Origin of the sequence: Proteus alimentorum (assembly GCF_002607735.1) — a bacterium.
GTDB classification, from domain to species: Bacteria; Pseudomonadota; Gammaproteobacteria; order Enterobacterales; family Enterobacteriaceae; genus Proteus; species Proteus alimentorum.
Map to the genome: position 1 here is coordinate 132,447 of NZ_NBVR01000026.1, position 17,799 is coordinate 150,245.

The 17,799-nt window shown below is 39.3% G+C and carries 13 protein-coding genes; 5 read left to right on the top strand and 8 right to left on the bottom strand.

Translation table 11 applies throughout. The features are described from left to right. Nucleotides 1–43: 43 nt before the first annotated feature. The 4 genes from focA (at nt 44) to B6258_RS09200 (ending at nt 5,269) form a co-directional block, all read left to right on the top strand. Complete coding sequence (gene focA, locus B6258_RS09185; protein ID WP_099075004.1) at nt 44–898, top strand: formate transporter FocA; 855 nt, start codon at nt 44–46, stop codon at nt 896–898. Nucleotides 899–952: 54 nt separating this feature from the next. Further along, nucleotides 953–3,235 (top strand): formate C-acetyltransferase, encoded by a 2,283-nt coding sequence (gene pflB / locus B6258_RS09190; RefSeq protein WP_099075005.1) that lies wholly within the window; start codon nt 953–955, stop codon nt 3,233–3,235. A gap of 106 nt (nt 3,236–3,341) precedes the next feature. Then, nucleotides 3,342–4,082: a pyruvate formate lyase 1-activating protein gene (pflA, locus tag B6258_RS09195; protein ID WP_023581312.1), complete on the top strand. Its 741-nt coding sequence runs from the start codon at nt 3,342–3,344 to the stop codon at nt 4,080–4,082. Nucleotides 4,083–4,381: 299 nt separating this feature from the next. After that, a complete protein-coding gene (locus tag B6258_RS09200; protein ID WP_099075006.1) occupies nt 4,382–5,269 on the top strand; it encodes a BPSS1780 family membrane protein in 888 nt (295 codons plus the stop codon). Between the two features lie 342 nt (nt 5,270–5,611). Here B6258_RS09200 and B6258_RS09205 read toward each other — a convergent pair whose 3' ends face one another. From B6258_RS09205 to lrp, 8 genes are all read right to left on the bottom strand, one after another. Further along, complete coding sequence (locus B6258_RS09205; protein ID WP_099075007.1) at nt 5,612–6,436, bottom strand: MetQ/NlpA family ABC transporter substrate-binding protein; 825 nt, start codon at nt 6,434–6,436, stop codon at nt 5,612–5,614. A gap of 50 nt (nt 6,437–6,486) precedes the next feature. Continuing rightward, nucleotides 6,487–7,173, bottom strand: a complete 687-nt coding sequence (locus tag B6258_RS09210; protein ID WP_099075008.1) for a methionine ABC transporter permease — start codon at nt 7,171–7,173, stop codon at nt 6,487–6,489. A gap of 1 nt (nt 7,174) precedes the next feature. Further along, nucleotides 7,175–8,161 carry a methionine ABC transporter ATP-binding protein gene (locus B6258_RS09215; protein WP_099075009.1) on the bottom strand — a complete coding sequence of 329 codons (987 nt, stop codon included), beginning with the start codon at nt 8,159–8,161 and terminating at the stop codon, nt 7,175–7,177. A gap of 304 nt (nt 8,162–8,465) precedes the next feature. Further along, nucleotides 8,466–9,755 carry a serine--tRNA ligase gene (gene serS / locus B6258_RS09220; RefSeq protein WP_099075010.1) on the bottom strand — a complete coding sequence of 430 codons (1,290 nt, stop codon included), beginning with the start codon at nt 9,753–9,755 and terminating at the stop codon, nt 8,466–8,468. 118 nt (nt 9,756–9,873) lie between these two features. Beyond that, the gene (locus B6258_RS09225) at nt 9,874–11,223 is read right to left on the bottom strand and encodes a replication-associated recombination protein A (protein ID WP_099075115.1); all 1,350 of its coding nucleotides are present in this window, start codon (nt 11,221–11,223) and stop codon (nt 9,874–9,876) included. Nucleotides 11,224–11,230: 7 nt separating this feature from the next. Beyond that, nucleotides 11,231–11,839 carry an outer membrane lipoprotein periplasmic chaperone LolA gene (gene lolA / locus B6258_RS09230; RefSeq protein ID WP_099075011.1) on the bottom strand — a complete coding sequence of 203 codons (609 nt, stop codon included), beginning with the start codon at nt 11,837–11,839 and terminating at the stop codon, nt 11,231–11,233. 115 nt (nt 11,840–11,954) lie between these two features. Beyond that, nucleotides 11,955–15,638, bottom strand: a complete 3,684-nt coding sequence (locus B6258_RS09235; RefSeq protein ID WP_099075012.1) for a DNA translocase FtsK 4TM domain-containing protein — start codon at nt 15,636–15,638, stop codon at nt 11,955–11,957. Between the two features lie 132 nt (nt 15,639–15,770). After that, nucleotides 15,771–16,265: a leucine-responsive transcriptional regulator Lrp gene (gene lrp, locus B6258_RS09240; RefSeq protein ID WP_004244566.1), complete on the bottom strand. Its 495-nt coding sequence runs from the start codon at nt 16,263–16,265 to the stop codon at nt 15,771–15,773. 544 nt (nt 16,266–16,809) lie between these two features. Here lrp and trxB point away from each other — a divergent pair. Further along, nucleotides 16,810–17,769 (top strand): thioredoxin-disulfide reductase, encoded by a 960-nt coding sequence (gene trxB / locus B6258_RS09245; RefSeq protein WP_099075013.1) that lies wholly within the window; start codon nt 16,810–16,812, stop codon nt 17,767–17,769. Nucleotides 17,770–17,799 lie beyond the last annotated feature (30 nt).

A 17,799-nucleotide genomic window follows, 5' to 3' on the forward strand; every position in this document is an offset into this window, starting at 1 on the left:
TATTGCGTGCTATAATTATTCCAACATATAAGAGAGTGTTAGTATGAAAGCTGACAGCCCTTTTAATTTATTATCACCTGCAGATATGGCAAAAGTTGCCGATGATGCATGTTGTTATAAAGCAAATAAACAGATCCCAACGACTTACTTATCTGCATTTACTGCGGGAATGTTTATATCCATTGCTTTTGTTTTTTATATTACTGCTACTACAGGTACCGCATCTGTTCCATTTGGGCTGGCTAAATTAGTCGGTGGGATCTGCTTCTCTCTGGGGTTAATGCTCGTTATCGTTTGTGGCGCGGACTTATTCACCTCAACTGTTCTGACTATTATTCCTAAAGCAACCGGACGTATATCTTGGGGCAAAATGTTTGCTAACTGGATAAATGTCTATCTTGGTAACTTTGTTGGCGCACTCTTTTTTGTCGCCTTAATGTGGTTTGCTGGTCAGTATATGGCCGCAAATGGGCTTTGGGGGCTGAATGTTTTACAAACTGCACAACATAAACTAGAGCACACGTTTATTGAAGCAGTCTGTTTAGGTATTCTAGCTAACTTAATGGTCTGTCTTGCAGTATGGATGAGCTATGCAGGTCGTACACTGATTGACAAGCTTTTTGCACTGATTTTACCTATCGGCATGTTCGTTGCTAGTGGTTTTGAGCACAGTATCGCTAACATGTTCCTTATTCCTTTAGGTATTGTTATTAAGAATTTTGCACCCGCAGAATTCTGGACTAAAGTAGGTGCATCATCCGAACAATTTTCAAATTTAACTGTATCAAATTTTCTCTCTCATAATTTATTACCTGTCACTATCGGTAACATTATTGGCGGAGCAGTCCTAGTTGGTCTGGTATACTGGTTAATGCATCTGCGCGGTGACAAACATTAATCCGTGCAGGTATGACTGATTTCTTAAGTTCCATTGTAAAAAGGTAGAAGTATCATGTCTGATTTAAATGAAAAATTTGCTGAAGCATGGAAAGGTTTTTCTGAAGGTGAATGGCAGAACGGTGTTAACGTTCGTGACTTTATTCAAAAAAACTACACTCCATATGAAGGCGACGAATCTTTCCTAGCAGGTTCCACTAAAGCAACTGATACACTTTGGGAACAAGTTATGGAAGGCATCAAAATCGAAAACCGCACGCATGCGCCGGTTGATTTTGATACTTCTGTTGCTTCAACTATCACATCTCACGATGCGGGTTACATCACTAAAGATTTAGAACAAATCGTAGGTTTACAGACTGATGCACCTCTGAAACGTGCGATCATCCCATTCGGTGGTATCCGTATGGTTGAAAGTTCTTGCCACGCTTACAACCGTGAGCTGGATCCAGAACTGAAAAAAATCTTTACTAATTACCGTAAAACTCATAACCAAGGCGTTTTCGATGTTTATACTCCAGACATCATGAAATGCCGTAAATCTGGTATCTTAACAGGTTTACCAGATGCATATGGTCGTGGTCGTATCATCGGTGACTACCGTCGTGTTGCACTGTACGGTATTGAGTTCCTGCGTAAAGATAAATTTGCCCAATTCACCTCTTTACAAGAAAGAATGGAAAAAGGCGAAGATCTGGAAATGACTATCCAACTGCGTGAAGAAATCGCAGAGCAGCACGCTGCTTTAGGTCAAATCCAAGAAATGGCTGCGAAATACGGTTACGATATTTCTCGCCCAGCTCAAAACGCGAAAGAAGCAGTACAATGGACTTACTTCGGTTACTTAGCCGCTGTTAAATCTCAAAACGGTGCTGCAATGTCATTTGGTCGTGTATCTACTTTCTTAGATATCTACATCCAACGTGATATTGAAGCGGGTCTACTGACAGAAGAACAAGCTCAGGAATTAATTGACCACTTAGTCATGAAATTACGTATGGTTCGTTTCTTACGTACTCCTGAATATGATGAACTGTTCTCTGGTGACCCAATCTGGGCAACGGAATCTTTAGCAGGTATGGGTTTAGATGGCCGTACTCTGGTCACTAAGAATACTTTCCGTTTCTTAAATACCCTGTACACAATGGGTCCATCACCAGAACCAAACATGACCATCCTGTGGTCAGAACAACTGCCTATCAACTTCAAAAAATACGCAGCGAAAGTCTCAATCGATACTTCTTCAATCCAGTACGAAAATGATGACTTAATGCGCCCTGATTTCGACAGCGATGACTATGCAATCGCATGTTGTGTTAGCCCAATGGTTGTTGGTAAACAAATGCAGTTCTTCGGTGCTCGTGCAAACTTAGCGAAAACCTTACTGTATACCATCAATGGTGGTGTTGACGAAAAACTGAAAATCCAAGTAGGTCCAAAACATGCGCCAATCATGGACGAAGTATTAAACTTCGATACCGTGATGAACCAAATGGATCACTTTATGGATTGGTTAGCAACTCAGTACGTAACTGCACTGAACGTTATCCACTACATGCACGATAAATACAGCTATGAAGCAGCTCTGATGGCACTTCATGACCGTGACGTATATCGTACAATGGCATGTGGTATCGCAGGTCTGTCTGTTGCTGCTGACTCACTGTCTGCTATCAAATATGCAAAAGTTTCTCCAATCCGTGATGAAAACGGTTTAGCGATTGACTTCAAAATTGATGGCGAATACCCACAATTCGGTAACAACGATTCTCGTGTAGATGACATCGCTTGTGACTTAGTTGAACGTTTCATGAAGAAAATTCAGAAACTGCGTACATACCGTAATGCGGTACCTACACAGTCTATCCTGACTATCACTTCAAACGTTGTTTACGGTAAGAAAACAGGTAACACGCCAGACGGTCGTCGTGCAGGCGCACCATTCGGACCAGGTGCTAACCCAATGCACGGTCGTGACCAAAAAGGTGCGGTAGCTTCACTGACTTCAGTTGCTAAACTACCATTTGCTTATGCGAAAGACGGTATTTCTTACACCTTCTCAATCGTACCTAATGCATTAGGTAAAGATGATGATGTTCGTAAAGCGAACCTTGCTGGTCTGATGGACGGTTACTTCCACCACGAAGCAGGCATCGAAGGTGGTCAACACCTGAACGTCAACGTGATGAATCGTGAAATGCTGTTGGAAGCAATGGAAGACCCTGAGAAATATCCTCAGTTAACTATCCGTGTTTCTGGTTATGCAGTTCGCTTTAACTCACTGACTAAAGAGCAACAGCAAGACGTTATCACCCGTACATTTACACAAACAATGTAATTTGATAACTCATGCATTTATTTACTGAGAAAGTAGATAAAATCGCTTAGAATAAAGGCCCCTACTTTGGGGCCTTTTTATTAGACAGTTTTGGAGTAACCCTGTTATGTCCGTACTTGGTCGTATCCACTCATTTGAATCCTGCGGTACTGTTGACGGTCCCGGAATACGTTTCATTGTTTTCTTTCAAGGATGCCTAATGAGATGCCTCTATTGTCACAACCGTGACACATGGGATACTCATGGTGGGCAAATCGTCACAGTTGATGAACTAATGAAAGAGGCGGTTACCTATCGTCATTTTATGAATGCTTCTGGCGGCGGTGTTACTGCGTCAGGTGGCGAAGCAATTTTGCAAGCAGAATTTGTGCGTGATTGGTTCCGCGCTTGCCAGAAAGAAAATATCCATACCTGCCTAGATACTAATGGCTTTGTTCGTCGTTATGATCCTGTTATTGATGAATTAATGGATGCTACTGACTTAGTGATGCTCGACCTAAAACAAGTCAATGATGAGATCCACCAGAAACTGGTTGGCGTATCAAACCAGCGTACACTTGAATTCGCACGTTATCTAGCAAAACGAGGCCAAAAAACATGGGTTCGTTATGTTGTTGTACCGGGTTGGTCTGATGATGATGATTCGGCTCATCGTTTAGGCGAATTTATTAAAGATATGAAAAATATTGAAAAAGTAGAACTTCTTCCTTACCACGAACTTGGCAAACATAAATGGGTAGCTTTAGGAGAAGAATACAAGCTAGATGGCATTCACCCACCGTCAAAAGAGACGATGGAAAATGTAAAATCAATTCTTGAATCTTATGGCCATAAAGTGATCTACTAAGCTTTTCTACTTAAGATTAATTTAAGAAGCAGCACATCAAAGTGCTGCTTTTTTGTTTTTATATAATTAAAAATATTCAAAATAAATAAAGTTATTTTTTAATTAGATGAAGTTAACTTAAATTATTTAAATCATTTTGTATTAATTAAAGAATGGCTGTCCCCACAAGTAAAAATATACATTCTAAGATTATCCTTATCCTATATTAAGTTGAATACAGTTGATTAATAACAAAACAAAAAGATATTATAGAAGGCTTATATTTATAAACTAAAGATATTGGGATTAAGGTACAGGAAATGGAACAAGACAATAATTCATCGCTAATAGAACCACAAGAGGTATTTACACCTATTCCTCAAGCACGAGGCGCCTCAGGCGGAGTACGTTGGTTAGGACTGGGATGGGATTTAATAAAAGAACGTTTTTGGATGTGGATAGGTGTTATTATTATCTACTTTATCGTTAGTCTTATTATATCGACCATTCTTGGTTTTATTCCGCTAATAGGTCCAATCATATCACCTTTTATTACTACTGTATTAGCTACGGGCCTTATTGCCATTGCCCATCAGCAATATGAAACCCGACGGATGGATGTTGATAATCTATTCTTTGGTTTTTATAACAAACGCTATCTAAGTATAATGGGCGCTTACGGTATTAGTTTCCTTATTTTTCTGTTTGGGATTATTCTCGCAGTTATTATCTCTGGTGCAGCCATGATGGACGTTATCTATGCGGCTTCTAGTGATTACTCTGAAGAAATTATTGCTGAAATGATGGCTGATAACACATCAGGTTTTACTCTATTTATCATTATTATTGCTATTTTCGGTACAATTAGTACTGCTGCATATTGGTTTGTCCCTGCGTTAATATTAGTCAACGGCTATAAAGCACTCCCTGCTGTTAAAGCGAGCCTTTCGGCAGTAAAAATAAATTTAGCAGGTGGGTTCTTCTTCTTTATTTTACTGTTATTTATTCTGGCCGTGAGTGTTATTCCATTTGGTTTAGGGTTATTAATTACTATTCCTCTTTCTTACACTGCGATGTATGGCTCTTATCGTGACGTTTTTTATCACCATAATGTAGGCAACCAAGGAAATAATGGTGGAAACGATGGAAATGGAACGATTTCTCTAAATAAAACTGCTGAATCCAATATTGGCAAATTAGTCAGTTAATTCTTAGCATTAACTGACTTAAGTACCACCTCTAAAAGAGGTGGTACTTTACTAATCGATGTAACTGCTGTTTAAAAACTATCATAGAGTATGCTCTTTTGTAAGGTTCTTATTAAATAGGGATGCCTTAAAATAACGGAGGTAAATTCAAGCAATAGATCTAATTTAACAGCATAAATAGGATCTGCCGTGATCGGTTTAACCAAAGACGGATTGCGTTATATTCTTGTTAAATAGTCATTTCTTTATTAAAATCCTCTTTATAGTCTCCCTATAATAAACAAAAAAAGTGGCATAATTTCTTACACCACTCTTTGATACATTAACTTGAGAATCGATTGATTATGGAACTGGAACTGCCTCACCTTTAAAGGTATCCAAAATAAATTTTTTGGTTTCCGGTGCTTTTAGCTGCGCCATTAATTTAGCGATACGCGGATCGTTTTTATCTTCTTCTCTTATAACAACCACATTGGCAAACTTACTGTTAGCCGCAGGCTCTGTATAAATAACTTCTTTAGTTAAATCAAGCCCTGCATTAATGGCAAAGTGCCCATCAATAGAAGCGGCATCCGCTTCACCATTTTTGTAAATTTGTGGCAATAATGGGCCGTCATAAGTAAATAAAAACTTAATGTTGCGAGGATTCTCAACAATATCATCAATCGTAGAATCATCAGGATCAATGCCACCTCGCAATTTAATTAATCCCTCATCTTGGAACAATTTTAATATATGTCCATGCTGTGCCAGATTATTACTACTAATCATTTTTGCACCATTAGGTAAATCTTGTAAGCTTTTATATTTCTGCGAGAAAAAACGATATGGGTGCATATGCACTGCGCCTGCTGATACTAATTTCCAATCTGGGTGATCAGCAAGTGTTTTATTTAAATAAGGCACATGTTGAAAGAAATTTGCATCTAATTCTTTTTCTGCTAATGCCTGATTAGGAATAATATAGTCATTGAAAATTCGAATATCTAACTCTAATCCTTCTTTTGCTAATTGTGGTTTAATAAATTCTAAAATTTCCGCATGAGGCGTACTTGATGCACCGATAATTAATTTATTTTCTGATTTTTCATCTGATGGTTTACAAGCAGAGAGTGCTAGGCTAATAAGTAGCAGTGATCCCAGTTTTTTAAATACTGTTAATTTCATTGTTATAACCTTATTTTTAAATTTGATTTTTAATTGAATTAATTTTTTAATTAGCGTTTATCTATATTTCTTACAACACTATCTCCCAATAACTGAATACATAACACAATAAATAAAATCACTAATGTTGCAATCCAAACCACATCAAGATGGCTGCGCTGAAACCCTTCTAAATAAGCTAAATTGCCTAACCCACCTGCACCTATTGCACCAGCAACGGCCGTTCCACCGACTAAAGAAATGAATGTTACCGTTAAACCAGAAACAAGCGCGGGTGAAGATTCGGGTAATAACACCTTAAGTATTAAAGTCGGTAGATTAGCGCCCATAGAGAGGCTTGCTTCTATTACACCTTTGTCTACTTCACGTAATGCTAATTCAACTAATCGAGCATAAAAAGCGGCAGCTGAAATCACTAATGCAGGTAGTGCTGCATTAACACCTAAGATGGTTCCCACAATTAATTTAGTAAAAGGAAATAATAAAATAATTAAAATAATAAAAGGAACTGCTCTAAATATATTTACAACGAACGAAATTATTCTATATATAGAAATATTTTCTTTATAACCCTCTTTGGCTGTTAAAAATAATGCCACACCAATTAAAATCCCTAATAAGCAGGATAATGCTCCAGAAACCAATGTCATATATAATGTATTTAATGTCTCTTCACCTAATACATTGAGTTTTAAATGAGGCAAATAGCTATTAACCCAACTTTGTATTTCATCCATATCACACGACCGCTATATCAAATTTATTATTCTCAAGATATTGGATAATTTCATCCGATTTATTATTTAGCTGTAAATAAATAAACCCGTTATCTTGTGAAAAACTGCCTTTTATTAAATTAACAGGTTCATTAAATTTAGAAATTAAATCATAAAGTAAATAGTCATATTTTTTACCCTCTTTCAGTAACAGTTTTATTACTGTGTTTTGCTGTTTTATATTATCAATATCATCACTGTTATCTGTTACATGTACGGATTGTGATAAAAACTGCTGTGTCACTTTATGTTTTGGTTGGTTAAATATTTTGACTACTTCGCCCTGTTCAATTATTTTTCCTTGCTCAATAACTGCGACTTTGTTGCATATCGCTTTTACAACTTGCATTTCATGCGTGATCAACACAATCGTAATATTCATTTTTTTATTAATTTCAGCGAGCAGTGCCAAAATTGTTTGTGTTGTTTTTGGATCTAATGCAGATGTTGCTTCATCACATAATAAAACATCAGGATTGTTTGCTAACGCTCTAGCAATACCAACACGTTGTTTTTGCCCACCACTTAATGTTGATGGATATTCATCAGCTTTATCAGCAAGCCCAACTAACTCCATTAATTCAGTCGCACGTTGAAAGCGTTGCTTTTTATCTGATCCTGAAATTTCGAGTGGAAATTCAATATTCTCTCTAACTGTGCGTGACCATAGCAAATTGAAATGTTGAAATATCATACCAATTGAGTGACGGATTTTACGGATCTCACGTTCACTGCTGGTAGTAATGTTGTATTTACCAACAATCACTTCCCCTTGTGTTACAGGCTCTAAGCGATTCAATAAACGAATTAAGCTACTTTTCCCAGCACCACTATAACCAATGATGCCAAAGATATCTCCCTGCTCAATATTCAAATTAATATCATCAACAGCAATAGTTTGCTTTTTCCCTCGCTGATAAATTTTGCTGACATTTTTTAGTGTTATCATTTTAATCAACCCATCATTAAATAGAAATCCAGATGGCTAAACATCTAGAAATCCAAATTAATGTTAGTGAGAGAAATTGTCAAGCAGGGAATGAAAATGTGATAAATAAAAATGATATACCTTAGAATTAAATTATTTTTAACACCCTCTTTATTGATGATTAACTCTATAAAGACCCAATTAACCAGCCTTAACTATCAGCATAGAACAAATTGGTAGTGATAAATGTTTAATGCGGGGCAATAAAAAACCCCCTGCCTAAGCAGAGGGTTAAATTATTAAAACTCAGTTAATTAGATAATAATTAACCGATATATTCTAAACCTTTCATGTATGGGCGTAACACTTCTGGAATTTCAATACGGCCATCCGCCATTTGATAGTTTTCCATAATTGCTACTAAAGTACGGCCTACTGCTAAGCCCGAACCATTTAAGGTGTGAACTAACTGAATTTTCTTATCACCTTTAGAACGGAAGCGCGCTTGCATACGACGAGCTTGGAAATCCCACATATTTGAGCATGAAGAGATTTCACGGTAAGTATTTTGAGCGGGTACCCAAACTTCTAAGTCGTAAGTTTTACGTGAACCAAAGCCCATATCGCCAGTGCAAAGTACCACTTTACGGTAAGGTAGATTCAGTAATTGCAGTACTTTTTCAGCGTGACCAGTCAGCTCTTCTAATGCTTCCATTGATTTTTCAGGATGAGCGATTTGAACTAGCTCAACTTTATCAAATTGGTGCATACGAATTAAACCACGAGTATCACGACCATAAGAGCCAGCTTCTGAACGGAAGCATGGTGTATGGGCCGTCATTTTCAATGGTAAGTCGTCTTCTTCAAGAATGACGTCTCTTACCATATTTGTCACTGGCACTTCTGCTGTTGGAATAAGTGCGTATTGGCTTTCTGCTTCTTCTTCTAACGGTTTAGTGTGGAATAAGTCTTCACTAAATTTAGGTAACTGACCTGTACCGTACAGCGTTGCATGGTTAACCAAGTAAGGAACATACATTTCTTGGTAGCCGTGCTCTTCTGTGTGCAGATCCAACATAAATTGTGCAATAGCACGATGTAGACGTGCAATTTGACCTTTCATCACAACAAAACGTGAACCGGTAATTTTTACCGCAGAAGCAAAATCTAAACCATCTGTTAGCTCACCTAAAGTCACATGATCTTTTAATTCAAAATCATAAGTTTTTGGTGTGCCCCAACGAGAAACTTCAACGTTTTCGCTGTCATCTTTGCCATTTGGAACCGCATCATCTGGCATGTTTGGGATAGTTAAAACGTAATCACGAATTTCCGCTTGAAGCACTTCAAGTTCGGCTTTTGCAGCTTCAAGTTTTTCACCTAACAGGTTAACTTCTTGACGAAGTGGCTCAATATCTTCACCACGCGCTTTTGCCGCACCAATGGACTTCGATCGGGAATTACGTTCTGCTTGCAGGGATTCAGTTTCAACCTGTAACACCTTACGGCGTTCTTCTTGTTGACGAATTTTTTCCACATTGAGGGTGAATCCCCTGCGAGCCAGTTTTTCGGCGACCGCGTCTAGCTCATTACGCAGTAGATTTGGATCGAGCATGCTTATCCTGTGCTTATTGATAGATTAATAAAAACCTTCTCTCCTATCTTATAAAAAAGATATCTGAGACAAGGCATAGTTAAGAAATTAATGATAATTGAATAACCTTACCGCATCTTTACATTTTGCGATAGCGTTTTGTCGTACTATTTTGATCTTGCTGAGCAAGCCAGTCTAATTTCTCTGCAAGCTTGATCTCTAACCCTCTTTTCACAGGGTAATAGTACTGTGTATCAGCCATTTCTTTAGGAAAATAGACCTCACCCGCAGCATAAGCATTAGGCTCATCATGGGCGTACCGATATTCAGCACCAAGCCCCATTTCTTTCATTAATTTTGTTGGTGCATTACGCAAATGCTCAGGTACATCATAATCAGGTTTACTTTTAGCATCAGCAATGGCTGCTTTAAATGCGGTATAAACAGCATTACTTTTGGGAGCACAAGCCAAATATACAATTGCTTGTGCAATGGCGCGCTCACCCTCTGCGGGGCCAACACGCGTAAAGCAATCCCATGCAGCAATTGCCACTTGCATCGCGCGAGGATCGGCGTTGCCCACATCTTCTGATGCAATTGCCAATAAACGACGAGCAACATAAAGCGGATCGCCGCCAGCTGTTATGATCCTTGCATACCAGTAAAGCGCAGCATCAGGTGCCGATCCCCTGACTGATTTATGTAATGCAGAAATAAGATCGTAAAAACGATCACCTTTATTATCAAAACGAGCACTCCGCTCACCACTGATTTCTGTCAGTAGTGCTGGTGTTAATACGCGTTTTCCTTGATTATCAACTTCAGCGATATCCGCCATCATTTCAAGTAAATTCAATGAACGACGCGCATCACCATTAACCAATTGTGCAATCATTTTACGTGTATCATCTGGCAGGATAATATTGCGCCCGCCTAAACCTCGTTCGAGATCGTCCAGCGCTTGTTGTAGCACTTGCTCAATATCCGTTTCGGTTAATGAACGTAATAGATAAACCCTTGCTCTGGATAGCAACGCCGAATTTAATTCAAAAGAGGGATTTTCTGTTGTTGCACCAATAAAAGTGATTGTACCGTCTTCGATATGAGGCAAAAAGGCATCTTGTTGACTCTTATTAAAACGATGAACTTCATCAACAAACAGGATCGTTCTGCGCCCTGCATTGCGGTTTTGGCGCGCAATTTCAATAGACTCTCTGATTTCTTTAATACCCGATGTTACCGCAGATAATCGTTCTATATCAGCTTGCGCATAGCGACCAATGATCTCAGCAAGGGTGGTTTTACCCGTGCCAGGAGGCCCCCATAAGATCATGGAATGCAATTGACCCGCTTTAATCGCACGAGGTAATGGTTTACCTTCGGCAAGTAAATGAGTTTGTCCGATATATTGTTCCAACGTTTCAGGTCGCATTCTTGCGGCTAAAGGTTGGAACTCATTGCGTGAAAAATCGAGTGATAAATTACTCAAAATATCCTCACTGACGTTGGTCATCCACAGTCACACCTGTAGGAGGTGTAAAGCGGAACGCGGATGCATCGATTGGCGTGGCAGTCTGTGCGGTCAATTGATAATTACTGACTTGACCGTCTTGTTCTGTGGCTGCAAATTGCTGAATTTGTCCATTAGGTGATACTGTTATCGTAAAATGTTTTAAGTTATTTTCTACTTTCGGTGTTAACTCAAAACGATCACCAGACTGTTTTACGTCATAATTTTGCCACTCTTTACTGTCATTACGGGCAATCAACATAAAAGGCGTATTGGTTGTGGCACTTTCAAGCCAAGTTGCAGTAACTTGCTCGACAAAAGGATTGTAAAACCACAATGTTTTGCCATCAGAGATCAGAGTACTCTCATCCGGTGCGGTCATGTGCCAATTAAACAAATCAGGGCGTTGTACTTTTAAACTGCCTTCCCCTTTTTGGATAAGTGAGCCTTCATTGCTAGTCACGGTTTGACTAAAGTTTGCTTGAAAACTATTTACTTTATTTAATCGTTGTTGCAAATCCTGACGCGCATCAGCCCAAGCGGCTTGGCTACTTATTAATGTCATCGCACACACTGCAAATAATACTTTTTTCATTCTACAAGCCTCGGCATGAGATAACGCCGACATAATGTCGGCGTATATAAATTATTGATGATATTGTGCAGATTATCATGCTATCTCATTAGCTGATAACTGTGTTTTCAAGATATTACATATCTGAAGGTGGTGGTGAAAGCACATCACGCGTATTGTTGTGGTTTGGCGCACTCACGATACCTTGCATTTCCATTTGTTCCACAATTCTTGCCGCGCGGTTATAGCCAATTCTAAATTGACGTTGTACACCAGAGATAGAAACACGTTGTTTTTCAACCACAAATTCTACAGCTTGGTCAAACAACGGATCAAGCTCTTCACCATCATCATATCCACCGCCACCATTGCCTTCACCTTCTTCGCTACATTTAGTAATGGCTTCAATATATTGAGGACGACCTCGTGCTTTCCAGTCAGTTGCCACAGCATGAACTTCATCATCACTGACAAAAGCACCGTGAACACGTTCTGGCGGATAACCATTAGGGGCATAAAGCATATCCCCCATGCCTAATAAAGACTCTGCACCACCTTGATCTAAAATAGTTCGAGAGTCGATTTTACTTGATACCGTAAAAGCGATACGGCTAGGTATATTGGCTTTAATTAACCCCGTAATAATATCCACAGAAGGTCTTTGCGTAGCAAGCACAAGGTGAATACCAGCTGCACGCGCTTTTTGCGCTAAGCGAGCAATCAACTCTTCGACTTTTTTACCTGCAGTCATCATTAAATCAGCAAATTCATCAACAACAACCACGATATAAGGTTCTTTTTCTAGCATTGGCATTTCTGTTGCCATGCTATCCGTTGGTTTCCAGAATGGATCTGGAATTGGGCGCCCCATCGCTTCTGCTTCTTTAATTTTTTCGTTATAACCTGCAAGATTACGCACTCCTAATCGTGACATCAGCTTATAACGGCGTTCCATCTCGGCAACACTCCAACGTAGCGCGTTGGCAGCATCTTTCATGTCGGTAACCACTTCCGTTAGAAGATGTGGAATTCCTTCATAAACTGAAAGCTCAAGCATTTTAGGATCAATCATAATAAAGCGAACATCTTCTGGTTTCGCTTTATAGAGAATGCTGATAATCATCGCATTCACACCAACAGATTTACCTGAACCTGTTGTACCAGCAACAAGTAAGTGAGGCATTTTAGCCAGATTGGCAACAACTGGCTGGCCGCCGATATCTTTACCTAAAACAACAGTTAATGGAGAACGGCTATCACGAAATGTATCGTTGTCTAATAACTCACGCATATAGACGGTTTGACGTTTTTTATTCGGTAATTCCAGACCTACATAAGGTTTGCCCGGAATAACTTCAACAATACGCACCGCAATAGCAGACAATGAACGCGCTAAGTCGCGTGATAAATTGGATATACGTGCAGCTTTTACACCCGGTGCAAGTTCAAGTTCAAAACGAGTGATAACAGGCCCCGGTGAAATACCAACCACCTTGGCTTTAACACGGTAATCATTAAGACGCGCTTCAATAAGTTTACCAATACGCTCTAGCTCAAACATATCAACAGGTTCATCGTCTACTGGTGGCGTTGTTAGTAGATCCAGAGAAGGCATTGGTGTTGTTGGCTTCTGCAACGGTCTATCATTACGCATCAAGAATGGGTGAATTAACGATTCTTGCTGTTGCTGTTGCTGTTGCTGTTGCTGTTGCTGTTGCTGTGCAAAATGCTGAGCCATATTCGGCTGAGGCTCAATACGTGATTGCGGTGCAGTTTGAGGTGCAACTTGTGGCGTAACTGGTTCTGAAACAATCGGTGTAAACACCGGCTCTATCGGATCTTCATCTAATAGATCATCAATTGGCGAGAATGCCTCTAATGCTGTGAGCTCTCTTTCTAACTCAATTTTAGGGCTGTATTCTTCCTCTTCTTCATCACGAGGCGAAATGTGTAGAAATGCATTACTGGCTGGGTATTCAACTTTTTTCTCAATAGTTTGCGTCGGTTGTGCTGATTGTGAAGCAAATGAATGTTGAATATGAGGTTGATAACCCGTTGTTGCTTGCAATGAAAGTGCCGATGTTGATATCTGAGGTAAAACTTCATCTTCGTCATCATCTAACGAAACATCATCACCATAGCGATCCTGCAATTGTTGCTTGAACTGTGCTGCTAATTGTTGCTGATATTGCTCATCTTCATCAATATCGTTGTTATTCTCTTCTGTGGAAGAGAAAGTATTCGCGGTAACCGTTGGTTCATCACGATAATCATCTTGTTGATGACTAAATGAAGATATTGGTGTTGTCATATTTGGTTGAGGGGATCCAATAATATCGTCAGGATCAGCACTCTCATTCTCACCATAACGTTCGCGTTGCTGTTCGAGGAATTGCTGACGCAACTCTTGTTCGAAATTCGCTTGTTCTTGAATATCAGCTAACTCATCTTCAGGTTCAGATTTAACGGTTTCCTCACGACGACGCAATTCAGCTTCGCGTTGTGAAGGTATATGGATGCCATAAAGCTCACGACGTGTTGGTAATCGCACTGGATTTGGGCGTGGTAATTCAGGGCCTAATCCTTGTTTAATTTGAGAGCCATGACTAACAAGCGCACTAGTCGCCACACCAGCGGCTACCGTAGTTGCTTGCGTTAAAGGATCTGTATCAGGTGTTAGCGAGAATGCAGGTTCAGCTCTGCTTGCTGGCATAAAACTATCTGTTGATACGGACGATGGCTGTGCCATTGGTTCATTTTCGAATGGCATCACAGAAGGTGTATTCTCTTCTGGTATTGAGTAAGCAGAGCATTGAGGAGCATTGACTTCTGATTGAGCTTCTTTTTTCAAGGATGCTTCTGGAATATCAAAACGGTAATGTTCTGGCTCTTCCTCTGTATGAGTGGGTTGTGAAACTGTTGCTGGCGCCAGAGGAGCAGTTTGCGATTGTTCATCTGCGATATCATTTGTTGCAGCGAAAGAGGGTAAATCATCTTCTTGTTCTGCTTTAGAGTGTAATGTGTCTATCTCTTGCTGACGAGCGAGTTCAAGAGCTGAAGGTGCAGAAAATAAAATATCATCACTCTCTTCTGTTGCTAATTCAGATTGCTGATTTTCTTTTTGATTTGAATTTTCAACTATTTCTGTCACAACATCTTGAGTATCATCTTCCTCTTCTTCATCTTCGTAATCAGCTTCATTTTGGCCTCTATTGGTAATAAAACCAACACTTCCCAAAATAACGGCACCAATTTTTTCTGTGATTGTTAACCAAGACCAGCCAGTAAACAGTGTAAAGCCAATTGCCCACACAGATAACAGGGCAAGAGTCGCCCCTAAAACATTAAACCACGGTAATAGAGCTTTGCTAAACAAACTTCCAATAACACCACCAGAGCTGAAATTATAGATATCATCAAAATTGAGATCAGCCAATGCACAAGAGGTAAAGATCAGGGCTAAAGCACCAATCGTGCGAAGAGCAAGGGAAAAGAAGTCGGTGTATTCACGGTTTTGTTGGTAGCGTAAAGAATTCCAGCACCCAAAAACCACGACAACAGGAATTGCATAGGCCAGTAAACCAAATGCAGAAAATAGAATATCAGCTAACCATGCTCCGATACTGCCGCCTAAATTTTGAATAGGCTCATTCCAAGTGGTTTGTGACCAGCTAGGATCAGAGGGATGAAAGCTAAGTAATGAAACCATTAAAAAGACAGCACCAATACCGATGAGGATGAGAATAGCCTCCCAAATACGGCGACGGTTGCTTATCTTTGTTAAACGAATATTTTTATCTTCTGTATATTCCTGGCTCAAGGAGGGCTCTCCAGGTTTAACTTAGGGTGAATTAAAACGGAACAACGCTGAGATATCCCAGCGTTGAAACTGTATGCATAAACAGGAGTGTACCTAACTTTTTCCTGCTTTGCACCAACCTATTAAGTTGGCTTAGCGAGTTTTAATTACAAGGCGGTTGCTTTGTTTAACTTCTTCCATAACCACGTATGTACGTGTGTCATTAACACCAGGAAGACGTAACAGTGTTTCACCTAGTAATTTACGGTAAGCGGACATATCAGGTACACGAGTTTTCAACAGATAGTCAAAATCACCAGAAACTAAATGGCATTCTTGGATTTCTTCAAGTTTTTGAACAGCCATATTGAATTGTTCGAAAACATCTGGTGCACCACGGTTTAATGTGATTTCCACGAATACCAGTAATGATGCATCTAAGTAATGTGGGTTTAACAGTGCAGTATAACCAGAAATAAATCCTTGGCGCTCTAAACGACGTACACGCTCTAAACAAGGTGTTGGTGATAAACCTACACGTTTAGATAGCTCAACGTTTGAAATACGACCATCTTTTTGAAGCTCATTTAGAATATTCCGGTCTATTCTATCAAGATCTTTACCCGGACGTTTTTTATTATCAATCATCTCTATACTCTCTTTCTCTTTTTCTCTTACTTTATTTTCCTATACCCATACCTGTACACCTTCAGCATCACTGTCGAAACTTCGGTATCAAACGGTCAGAGCAAACTACCAATCTATTTTCTTTTAATGCCAGATAAAAGTTCTATTTTATCAAAATACTCATTAGCAAATATCGCAAAATAACTATCCCATGCCCTGTCTGTCTAAAAAATAATACGTATAACATCCGAGGATAATTATCTTTAACAATCATGTTTTCGCAAATGTACAGCGGATTGTCAAAGCAAATGAGTAAAAATCAGAACAAGGCGCTATGTTATTCTCTATATACGCAAGATAAACATCAATTGTAAAGCAAAATGTTTCATCTTAATTCGATGATGTTAGCCCAATATAACTCTATAATTATTAAACTATATTAGTATTAACTATTGCTAAAATAGCTAAAATATTATGTCTATTTCTCGTCATTGGCTTTTTTTAACGTCTTATTTCTCCTACAATCCCTCAATTCGCATCACGCCTAATCAGAGATGAGGTATACATGAGCACCATCAAACATAGCAAACTTATTATTTTAGGTTCTGGCCCTGCGGGTTATACCGCCGCCGTTTATGCTGCAAGAGCAAACTTAGAACCAGTACTGATTACGGGTGTTGAAAAAGGCGGTCAGCTGACAACGACAACAGAAGTCGAAAACTGGCCCGGTGACCCAGAGGGGTTAACAGGTCCTGGATTAATGGACCGCATGTTTCAGCACGCTGAAAAATTTAATACAGAGATTATCTCTGACCATATTAATAAAGTCGATCTGAAAAACCGCCCATTCCGCCTATTTGGTGATGAGCAAGAATACACTTGTGATGCATTAATTATCGCGACAGGTGCTTCTGCACGTTATATCGGTTTACCTTCAGAAGAATCATTTAAAGGTCGAGGCGTTTCTGCTTGTGCAACGTGTGACGGGTTTTTCTATCGTAACCAGAAAGTCGCTGTTGTTGGTGGCGGAAATACCGCTGTAGAAGAAGCACTTTATTTAGCGAATATCGCATCAGAAGTTCATCTGATCCATCGTCGTGATTCTTTCCGTTCTGAAAAAATCTTAATTAACCGTCTAATGGATAAAGTAAATAGTGGCAATATTATTTTGCATACTGATCGTACCTTAGACGAAGTTCTTGGCGATGATATGGGTGTAACAAAAGTTCGCTTAAAAGATACTAAAAGCGATAAAACCGAAGAATTAGATGTGATGGGTGTCTTTATTGCTATTGGACATAGCCCTAATACCACTATTTTTGATGATCAATTAGAATTAGACAATGGTTACATCAAAGTACAATCAGGTACTCAAGGTAATGCAACACAAACCTCTATCGAGGGTGTTTTCGCAGCAGGTGACGTTATGGATCACATTTATCGTCAAGCAATTACCTCCGCAGGTACAGGCTGTATGGCTGCTTTAGATGCAGAACGTTACTTAGACGCACTAAAATCCAACTAAAATCATCACTTCCTTTCAAGGCGCTATTTC